The 9,405-nt window shown below is 63.7% G+C and carries 8 protein-coding genes; all 8 read right to left on the reverse strand.

All coding sequences use genetic code 11. The features are described from left to right. Positions 1-7 precede the first annotated feature (7 nt). A complete protein-coding gene (gene nuoH, locus ACYVD0_RS09145; RefSeq protein WP_460426533.1) occupies positions 8-997 on the reverse strand; it encodes an NADH-quinone oxidoreductase subunit H in 990 nt (329 codons plus the stop codon). Beyond that, positions 994-3,711, reverse strand: coding sequence for an NADH-quinone oxidoreductase subunit NuoG (gene nuoG, locus ACYVD0_RS09150; protein ID WP_460426534.1), 2,718 nt, complete (start codon positions 3,709-3,711; stop codon positions 994-996). Before nuoG ends, nuoH begins: the two co-directional genes overlap by 4 nt. A gap of 161 nt (positions 3,712-3,872) precedes the next feature. Continuing rightward, positions 3,873-5,222: an NADH-quinone oxidoreductase subunit NuoF gene (nuoF, locus tag ACYVD0_RS09155; RefSeq protein WP_460426540.1), complete on the reverse strand. Its 1,350-nt coding sequence runs from the start codon at positions 5,220-5,222 to the stop codon at positions 3,873-3,875. Positions 5,223-5,236: 14 nt separating this feature from the next. After that, a complete protein-coding gene (gene nuoE, locus ACYVD0_RS09160; protein ID WP_460426535.1) occupies positions 5,237-5,731 on the reverse strand; it encodes an NADH-quinone oxidoreductase subunit NuoE in 495 nt (164 codons plus the stop codon). 1 nt (position 5,732) lies between these two features. Further along, positions 5,733-7,514, reverse strand: a complete 1,782-nt coding sequence (nuoC, locus tag ACYVD0_RS09165) for an NADH-quinone oxidoreductase subunit C/D (RefSeq protein WP_460426536.1) — start codon at positions 7,512-7,514, stop codon at positions 5,733-5,735. 73 nt (positions 7,515-7,587) lie between these two features. Then, on the reverse strand, positions 7,588-8,262 hold the full coding sequence (locus ACYVD0_RS09170; RefSeq protein WP_460426537.1) for a NuoB/complex I 20 kDa subunit family protein: 675 nt from the start codon (positions 8,260-8,262) through the stop codon (positions 7,588-7,590). Positions 8,263-8,272: 10 nt separating this feature from the next. Continuing rightward, positions 8,273-8,686 (reverse strand): NADH-quinone oxidoreductase subunit A, encoded by a 414-nt coding sequence (locus ACYVD0_RS09175; RefSeq protein ID WP_460426538.1) that lies wholly within the window; start codon positions 8,684-8,686, stop codon positions 8,273-8,275. Positions 8,687-9,107: 421 nt separating this feature from the next. Next, on the reverse strand, positions 9,108-9,405 hold a 298-nt coding region (locus tag ACYVD0_RS09180), incomplete at its 5' end, for an alkaline phosphatase PhoX (RefSeq protein ID WP_460426539.1).

The raw sequence follows: 9,405 nt of genomic DNA on the forward strand, positions 1-9,405 counted from the left end.
TTTCTCCTTACTGGGCAGCCAGCACTAGGGTGCCGGTCACCAGAAGGTTGAGCAGGGTCAGCGGCAGGCAGAACTTCCAGCTGAACGCCATCACCTGGTCATAGCGCGGACGTGGGAGGGAGGCGCGCAGCAGGACGAACAGCATGATGAAGAAGGCAGTCTTCAGGGCGAACCAGATGAACGGAATCTGCGGTAGCAGGCCGAAAGGGCCATGCCAGCCGCCGAAGAACAGGGTCACCAGCAGCGCCGAGATCAGTACGATGCCGATGTATTCGCCGACGAAGAACATGCCCCATTTCATCCCGGCGTATTCGATGTGATAGCCGTCGGCCAGTTCCTGCTCCGCTTCCGGCTGGTCGAAAGGGTGACGGTGGGTCACGGCGACGCCGGCAATGAAGAAGGTACAGAAGCCGAGGAACTGCGGAATGATGAACCACAGATTCTCGGCCTGGTACTCAACGATGTCACGCATGTTGAAGGAGCCCGCCTGGGCCACCACGCCCATCAGCGCCAAGCCCATGAACACCTCGTAGGAGAGGGTCTGGGCCGAGGCTCGCAGGCTACCGAGCAGGGCGAACTTGTTGTTGCTCGACCAGCCGGCGAAGAGCACCGCATACACTGCAAGACCGGCCATGCCGAAGAAGAACAGCAGACCGATATTGAGGTCTGCCACCCCCCAGGTCGGAGTGACCGGCACTACGGCGAAGCCGATCAGCAGTGCACTCATGGCGACGATCGGCGCCAGGGTGAAGATCAGCTTGTCAGTGAACGGCGGCGTCCAGTCCTCCTTGAAGAACATTTTCAGCATGTCCGCGCCGAGCTGGAACATGCCGAACGGGCCGACCCGGTTGGGGCCGTAGCGGTCCTGCCAGAGGCCGAGCAGGCGGCGCTCGACGAAGCTGAGCAGGGCGCCGCAGACCACCACGACCAGCAGGATGACGATGGCCTTGAAGACGGCGACGACGATCTCGATGAGTTCGGGAGTGATCCAGCTCATTGCGCAGCCTCCTGCAGATCGCTGGCCAGACGGCCGAAAAGCGTGGCGGGGATGCCTGGCAGGCCGGCTGGCAGGGCCAGCAGGCCGATGCCCAGGTTGGCGTCCACACGCAGCGGCAGACGCAGCTCCACGCCGTCGATGCGCAGGCCGAGCAGGGTGCCTTCGTTGATCCCGAGGCGTTCGGCCTCGGCCCTGGCCAGAGCAACGTACGGTTGCGGGATGCGCTCCTGCACGGGGGTGGCGAGCGCGCTGGTTTCCTCGCTGCCGAACAGGTGGTGGAAAGGCACCACCTGCCAGTTGCCCCGCGGCGGGTTGAATGCCGCCGGCGGTTCGGCGAACCAGGCCAGTCGATCGCCCTGCGCTTCGATCAGGCGGATGCCCGGATCGCCGGCGCGCAGGTGACCGCCCACCTCGTCCTGGAACTTGTTCCAGGCCTGCGGCGAGTTCCAGCCCGGCGACCAGGCGAAGGGGATCTGCTGGCGATCCTCGTTGCTGCCGGAATAGCCCTCCATGGAAAAGGCGAAGGCACTGTCCTGGTCCTGCGGGGTTCGCGGCTCATGCACGCTGATGTTGGCGAGCATGGCGGTACGGCCGCTGTAACGGTGCGGCTCGCGGGCCAGCTTCAGGCCCTTGATGCGGAACGCGGCGGTTGGCGCCGCGTTGCGGATAGCGGCGAGCTGCGGATGGGCACTGGCACAGGCATCGGTGACATGGTCGAGTTGGGTCCAGTCGACAGGCTTGCCTTCCCGCGTGCTGTGCAGGGCATGCAGCCAGCGCCAGCCTTCGCGCACCAGATTGTCGGCGTCATAGTAGCTCGGATCGAAGACCTGGAAGAAGCGCTGGGCGCGCCCTTCCTGGTTGACCAGGGTGCCGTCGGCCTCGGCGAAGCTTGCCACCGGCAGTAGCAGGTGGGCCCGGGCGGAGGTGGCGGTCTGCTGATGATCGGCGACGATCACCGCCTTCGCGGCCGCCAGGGCGGCATCTACACGGGCCGCATCGGCACGGCGATTCAGATCGTTCTCCAGGATCACCACGGCATCGGCCTCGCCGCTGGCGAGCCGCTCCAGAGCAGCGTCCAGCGAGCGGCCGCCGAACAGGGCCAGCCCCAGGCTGTTGGCTTCCGGCGCCACGAAGCTGATAGAGGCGTTTTTTTCGCGGTTATGCAGGGCCTTGCCGATGTTCGCCGCGGCTTCGAGTACGGCCCGGGAGCCGAGCGAATCGCCGGAAACGATCAGCGGGCGCTTGGCCGCCAGCAGGGCGGCGGCGATGCGCTGGGCCAGTTCGGTCGCTTCAGGTTCGAGGCCAGGGACAGCCGGGGCACTGGGGTCGATGGCGTGGGCCACGGCGAAACCGAGGCGAGCCAGATCGTCGGGGGCGGCATGCACGCATTCGGTGGCCACGTCGTCCAGTCTGGTCGGTGCCAGGCTGGCGATGAACAGCGGGTTCAGCTCATGCTGGGCGATATTCTTCACCGCTGCATCCAGCCAGGGCTGGACCTTGAGCTTGGCAGCCATCTCCACGCCCTTGCCCTTGACCGACTGGCGCAGGGCCAAGGCGATGCGAGCGGCGGTCTGGGTCAGGTCTTCGCCAAGCACGAATACTGCGTCGTGCTCTTCGATCTCGCGCAGCGCAGGCACCGGCAGCGGGCCTTCCTGCATGATCTTCAGGATCAGCTGCAGGCGCTCCAGTTCACCGGCTTCGATACCCGAGTAGAAATTGCCCGCACCGACCAGTTCGCTCAAAGCGAAGTTGCTTTCCAGGCTGGCGCGTGGCGAGCCAATGCCGATCACCTTGCGGTCCTTCAGCAGTGCGGCAGCCTGGTCGAGGGCAGAGTTCAGTCCCATCTTCTTCTGGCTCGGAACCATCAGCGGCTGGCGCGGACGATCCTTGCGATTGACGTAGCCATAGCCGAAGCGGCCGCGGTCACAGAGGAAGTAATGGTTGACCGCACCGTTGAAGCGATTCTCGATGCGGCGAATCTCGCCATAGCGCTCGCCGGGACTGGTATTGCAGCCGACCGAACAGCCATGGCAGATGCTCGGGGCGAACTGCATGTCCCACTTGCGGTTGTAACGCTCGGAGTGGGTCTTGTCGGTGAATACCCCAGTCGGGCAGACCTCCGTGAGGTTGCCGGAGAACTCGCTTTCCAGCACGCCGTCCTCGACGCGCCCAAAGTAGACGTTGTCGTTGGCGCCGTAGACGCCCAGGTCGGTGCCCCCGGCATAGTCCTTGTAGTAACGCACGCAGCGGTAGCAGGCGATGCAGCGGTTCATCTCGTGGGCGATGAAGGGGCCGAGCTCCTGGTTCTGGTGGGTACGCTTGGTGAAGCGATAGCGGCGCGTGGTGTGGCCGGTCATCACCGTCATGTCCTGGAGGTGGCAATGACCGCCTTCCTCGCACACCGGACAGTCGTGCGGGTGGTTGATCATCAGCCACTCGACGACGCTCTCGCGAAACTGCTTCGCTTCCTCGTCCTCGATGGAGATCCAGCTGTTGTCGGTGGCGGGGGTCATGCAGGACATGACGAGGCGGCCGCGTTTGTCGTTCTCGTCGTTGTACTGCTTGACCGCGCACTGGCGGCAGGCACCGACGCTGCCTAGCGCCGGATGCCAGCAGAAATAGGGAATGTCGAGTCCGAGGGACAGACAGGCCTGGAGGAGGTTGTCCGCGCCATCGACTTCGAACGTCTTGCCGTCTACGTGGATAGTGGCCATGGTTCAGTTTTCTTCAGTACCCGCCGTGGCAGGTGTGGCTAATGGAATCCGGTCAGTGGCGCTGCATGGGGGCAGCGGCCGGCGCAGGTCGAGGCGAGCATTGGAGCCCGGCGGGCCATGGATCGGGCCCCGGCTCCTTCGACCTGCGTTTCGATTCAAACTCAAACCTGTGAAGCGGCGACGCTCTGGCGTGTCTCGCTGGGGCTTCCCCGCACGCCAGCCTCGAACTCCTGGCGGAAATACTTGAGGGCACTGCCCAGCGGCTCGACGGCACCCGGTGCGTGGGCGCAGAAGGTCTTTCCCGGGCCGAGGAAATTGACCAGTTGCTCCAGTGTTTCCAGGTCGCCGGGCTGGCTTTCGCCACGTTCCAGGGCGCGCAGCAGCTTCACGCTCCACGGCAGGCCGTCGCGGCATGGGGTGCACCAGCCGCAGGATTCGCGGGCGAAGAACTCCTCCAAGTTGCGCAGCAACGAGACCATGTTGATGCTGTCATCCACCGCCAGGGCCAGACCGGTCCCCATGCGGGTGCCGACCTTGCCGATGCCACCGGCGTACATCTGTGCGTCCAGGTGTTCGGGGAGGAGAAAGCCGGTACCGGCCCCGCCGGGTTGCCAGCACTTGAGCCGGTAGCCATCGCGCATGCCGCCGGCGTAGTCCTCGAACAGTTCGCGGGCAGTGATGCCGAAGGGCAGCTCCCAGAGGCCGGGGTTCTTCACCTTGCCGGAGAAGCCCATCAGCTTGGTACCCATGTCCTCGCTGCCGGGGCGGGCCAGGGACTTGTACCAGTCGACGCCGTTGCCGACGATCGCCGGCACGTTACACAGGGTTTCGACGTTGTTCACGCAGGTTGGCTTGCCCCAGACGCCGACGGCGGCGGGGAAGGGCGGCTTGGAGCGCGGGTTGGCGCGGCGACCTTCGAGGGAGTTGATCAGCGCGGTTTCCTCGCCGCAGATGTAGCGGCCGGCGCCAGTGTGCACGAGCAGCTCGAAGTCGAAGCCGCTGCCGAAGATGTTCTTGCCGAGCAGGCCGGCAGCCTTGGCTTCCTCGATGGCACGATTGAGGTTGCGGGCCGCATCGACGTATTCGCCGCGCAGGAAGATGTAGCCGCGATAGGCCTTCAGTGCCCTGGCGCTGATCAGCATGCCTTCGATCAGTTGGTGCGGCAGCTGCTCCATCAGCAGGCGATCCTTCCAGGTGTTGGGCTCCATCTCGTCCGCGTTGCACAGCAGGTAGCGGATATCGATGGATTCGTCGGCGGGCATCAGGCCCCACTTGATGCCGGTGGAGAAGCCCGCGCCGCCGCGGCCCTTGAGACCGGAGTCCTTCACGGTGGCGACGATGTCGGCAGGGGACATCTCGGTGAGCGCCTTCTGTGCCGTGGCATAGCCGTTCTTCTGGCGGTACTCGTCGAGCCAGACCGGCTCGGCGTCGTCGCGCAGGCGCCAGGTCAGGGGGTGGGTTTCCGCCGTACGGGGAGTACGGTTGGCGGGACCGATGGAGGTGAGGGTCATAGCGACGCGCCTCGTCATGAATAGGCCTCCAGCAGTTGTTCGATGCCCTCGGGGGTCAGGTTGCCGAAGGTGTCTTCGTCGATCATTAGCGCCGGGGCCTTGTCGCAGTTGCCCAGGCAGCACACCGGGAGCAGGGTGAAACGGCCGTCGCCGGTCGTCTGGCCGGGGACAATTCCGAGCTTCTGCCGGATAGCGGCCAGCACGTTCTCATGGCCACCAATGAAGCAGGTCATGCTGTCGCACACGAGGATCACGTGGCGTCCCACCGGCACACGGAAGATCAGGCTGTAGAAAGTGGCCACGCCTTCGACGTCGCTGGCCGGAATGCCGAGGATCTCGCCGATCGCCGGGATGGCGCCGTCCGGCACCCAGCCGCGCTCCTTCTGGACGATCTTCAGTGCCTCGATGGAGGCGGCACGCGGGTCCTCGTAGTGGTGCATCTCATGCTCGATAGCCGAGCGTTCGGTTTCGCTGAGGACGAAACGGTCGGTCTGGATAAGGGAGTTCATGTCAGCGGTCCACGTCGGCCATAACGAAGTCAATGCTGCCCAGATAGGCGATCAGGTCGGCCACCATGCTGCCGCGGATCACCGAGGGAATCTGCTGCAGGTGGGCATAGCTCGGTGTACGGATCCGTGTGCGGTAGCTCATGGTGCTGCCGTCGCTGGTCAGGTAGTAGCTGTTGATGCCCTTGGTCGCCTCGATCATCTGGAAGGATTCGTTGGCCGGCATCACCGGACCCCAAGACACCTGCAGGAAGTGGGTGATCAGGGTCTCGATGTGCTGCAGCGTGCGCTCCTTGGGCGGCGGCGTGGTCAGCGGATGGTCGGCCTTGTAGGGACCTTCCGGCATGTTCTTCAGGCATTGCTCGATGATCCGCAGGCTCTGGCGCATCTCGCCCATCTTGACCATGCAGCGGTCGTAGGCATCACCGTTGTGTGCCAGCGGCACTTCGAACTCGAAATTCTCATAGCCGGAATAGGGGCGCACCTTGCGCAGGTCGAAGTCCAGCCCGGTGGCGCGCAGGCCGGCGCCGCTGACCCCCCACTCCAGCGCCTGCTGGGTGTCGTACTGGGCGACGCCGATGGTGCGGCCGCGCAGAATGCTGTTCTTCAGCGCCGCCTTTTCGTATTCATCGAGGCGCTTGGGCATCCATTCAATGAACTCCCTGACCAGACCGTCCCAACCGCGCGGCAGGTCGTGGGCCACACCGCCGATGCGGTACCAGGCTGGGTGCATGCGGAAACCAGTGATGGCCTCGACCACCTTGTAGGCGCGCTGGCGGTCGGTGAAGGTGAAGAACACCGGGGTCATGGCGCCGACGTCCTGGATATAGGTACCCAAGTACAGCAGGTGGTTCAGGATGCGGAAGAACTCCGCCATCATGATGCGGATCACGTCGACCCGCTGCGGCACCTTGATGCCGGCCAGCTTCTCGACTGCCAGCACGTAGGGCAGGTTGTTCATCACCCCGCCGAGGTAGTCGATGCGGTCGGTGTAGGGAATGAAGCTGTGCCAGCTCTGCCGCTCGGCCATCTTCTCGGCGCCGCGGTGGTGGTAGCCGATCTCCGGCACGCAGTCGACGATCTCCTCGCCGTCCAGCTGCAGGACGATGCGGAAGGCACCGTGGGCGGAGGGGTGGTTGGGACCGAGGTTGAGGAACATGAAGTCCTCGTGCTCACCGCCGCGCTTCATGCCCCACTCCTCGGGCTTGAAGCGCAGGGCTTCCTGCTCCAGATCCTGTTTGGCCGCCGACAGGCTGTAGGGGTCGAACTCGGTGGCGCGGGCCGGGTAATCCTTGCGCAGCGGATGACCTTCCCAGGTCGGCGGCATCAGGATGCGGCAGAGGTGCGGGTGGCCGGCGAAGTCGATGCCGTACATGTCCCAGACCTCGCGCTCGTGCCAGTTGGCGTTCGGCCAGATGCCGGTGGCGCTGGGCAGTCTGAGATCGCCCTCCTTCAGGGCGACCTTGATCATCACGTCGCTGTTCCGTTCGATCGACAGCAGGTGATAGAAGACGCTGAAGTCGGCTTCCGGCAGGCCGCGGCGCTGGGTGCGCAGGCGCTCGTCGACGCCGTGCAGGTCATAGAGCATGACGTAGGGGCGCGGCAGGTTGCGCAGGAAGCGCAGGACTTCGATGAGTTTTCCCCGTGCTACCCAGAGCACGGGCATGCCCGTGCGGGTACTTTGCACCGTGAAGGCCTCGGCGCCAAAACGGGAGTTCAGTTCGACGACCACATCTTGGTCGTCGGCCTTGTACGGCGGAATGGACAGAATGCTGTCTGCAGTCATGGTCTCGGTCGCTTTCGGTCAACGGACAGAATGAGCCTGGGCTTCCCGCGCGGATCGGCGCGGGAAGGCCGGCTCAGACTTCGTCGGGGCTGCGCAGGTTGGTGACCTGGATACGCTGTTCGCGGCGCAGTTCCCGTTGCGAGGGCATCTCGGCACGGTAGATGCCCTGGTCGCCGACGACCCAGGAAAGCGGCCGGCGCTCCTGGCCGATGGATTCCTGCAGCAGCATGAGTCCCTGCAGGAAGGCTTCGGGACGCGGGGGGCAGCCGGGTATGTAGACGTCCACGGGGAGGAACTTGTCGACGCCCTGGACCACCGAGTAGATGTCGTACATGCCGCCAGAGTTGGCGCAGGAGCCCATGGAGATCACCCATTTGGGCTCAAGCATCTGTTCATAGAGACGCTGGATGATCGGCGCCATCTTGATGAAACAGGTTCCGGCAATGACCATGAAGTCGGCCTGTCGCGGTGAGGCGCGAATTACTTCAGCACCGAAGCGGGCGATATCGTGGGGAGCGGTGAAGGCGGTAGTCATCTCCACATAACAGCAGGAGAGACCGAAGTTGTAGGGCCACAGGGAGTTCTTGCGTCCCCAGTTGACCGCACCGCTCAGCACGTCTTCCAGCTTGCCCATGAAAATGTTGCGGTGGACCTGACCCTCGGTGGGATCGGTTACGGTCTCCCGCTCGCCGATCGGATATTGCTCGTAGGTAGCATCCGGATCGATCCTGGTGAGTTTGTATTGCATTGCCAAAGCCTCATTGTTTCAGCTTCGCCTGCCGATTGCGGCGGCCTTCCGGAGCCCAGTCGAGGGCACCGACCCGCCAGAGATAGACAAGACCCGCCAACAGAATTGCTATGAAAATCGTTGCTTCGATGAGACCGGCCCAGCCGCTTTCGCGAACCGATACCGCCCATGCGAAGAGAAATAGGGCTTCGACGTCGAAGATCACGAAGAGCATCGCGACCAGATAGAATTTTGCCGACAGGCGCAGGCGTGCGCCGCCGGTGGGCACGATGCCGGATTCGAAGGGCTCGTTCTTGCTGCGTCCGACCGCCCTGCTGCCGAGCAGGCGGGAAACGCCGAGCATGAAGGCACACAGGCCTGCGACGCCTAACAGGAAAACTGCAAATCCCCAGTTGTGAGACAGCGTGGCAACGGCTTCAGGCATGCCGGGACTCCTTGATCAAGGAACGGCTTAAAGGATGGATGGCTGCGTCAAAATGTAGCAGCTGCTGTGGGCGGCCACTCTATGCTCGGGCAGCCTCGGAAATATTGTTCCAGATCAATTTTTCGTTACAAAAAGACACGCTATGCACTTTCTTGGCGTGACGCCAGTCACAGCGCGAGGAAGGCTTTGAGGCCTGTGTTATTGGTTTGTTATCAATGTTTTTCAAAAGAGCTGGTGCCATTCATTTCACGATAGCTCATTTATCGGAAATGCAAATTCAGGCTGCCAGGAGTCCGAATGGGGGGCGCGAGATTCGTGCTTGCCATGGTCTCGGAAGGCGATTTCTTCCATTGGCGATATAAGTCGCGAAAATAGGGCATGACCGGGTGGAGCCGGTCATGCCGCTGTTGACTCGAAAGGGTTACAGCACCTTGCGCCAGCCGTCTCGGGTAATGACCACAGTCGCGGAGCGCGGTCGCTTGTCCGGGCCGTCCGGCCAGGTCTCGGTGGGGTGTTGGATGTTGAGGAACAGTGTGCGGAAGTCCGGGGTGGCGGTGATGCCGGTGACCTCGCAGCCCACGGGGCCGACCAGGAAGCGCTTCAGTTCGCCGCTCCCGGGATCGGCCACCAGCATCTGGTTGTTGCCGAACGGCCCGTCGCTCAGTTGGCTACCGCTCATGTCGGTCTGGATCCACAGGCGTCCCTCGGGGTCGAACCAG

This window comes from Azotobacter armeniacus (genome assembly GCF_054779355.1).

Coding starts and splice junctions, on each gene's coding strand:
- nuoH (WP_460426533.1), bottom strand. CDS start 997: ATGAGCTGGATCACTCCCGAACTCATCGAGATCGTCGTCGCCGTCTTC.
- nuoG (WP_460426534.1), bottom strand. CDS start 3,711: ATGGCCACTATCCACGTAGACGGCAAGACGTTCGAAGTCGATGGCGCG.
- nuoF (WP_460426540.1), bottom strand. CDS start 5,222: ATGACCCTCACCTCCATCGGTCCCGCCAACCGTACTCCCCGTACGGCG.
- nuoE (WP_460426535.1), bottom strand. CDS start 5,731: ATGAACTCCCTTATCCAGACCGACCGTTTCGTCCTCAGCGAAACCGAA.
- nuoC (WP_460426536.1), bottom strand. CDS start 7,514: ATGACTGCAGACAGCATTCTGTCCATTCCGCCGTACAAGGCCGACGAC.
- ACYVD0_RS09170 (WP_460426537.1), bottom strand. CDS start 8,262: ATGCAATACAAACTCACCAGGATCGATCCGGATGCTACCTACGAGCAA.
- ACYVD0_RS09175 (WP_460426538.1), bottom strand. CDS start 8,686: ATGCCTGAAGCCGTTGCCACGCTGTCTCACAACTGGGGATTTGCAGTT.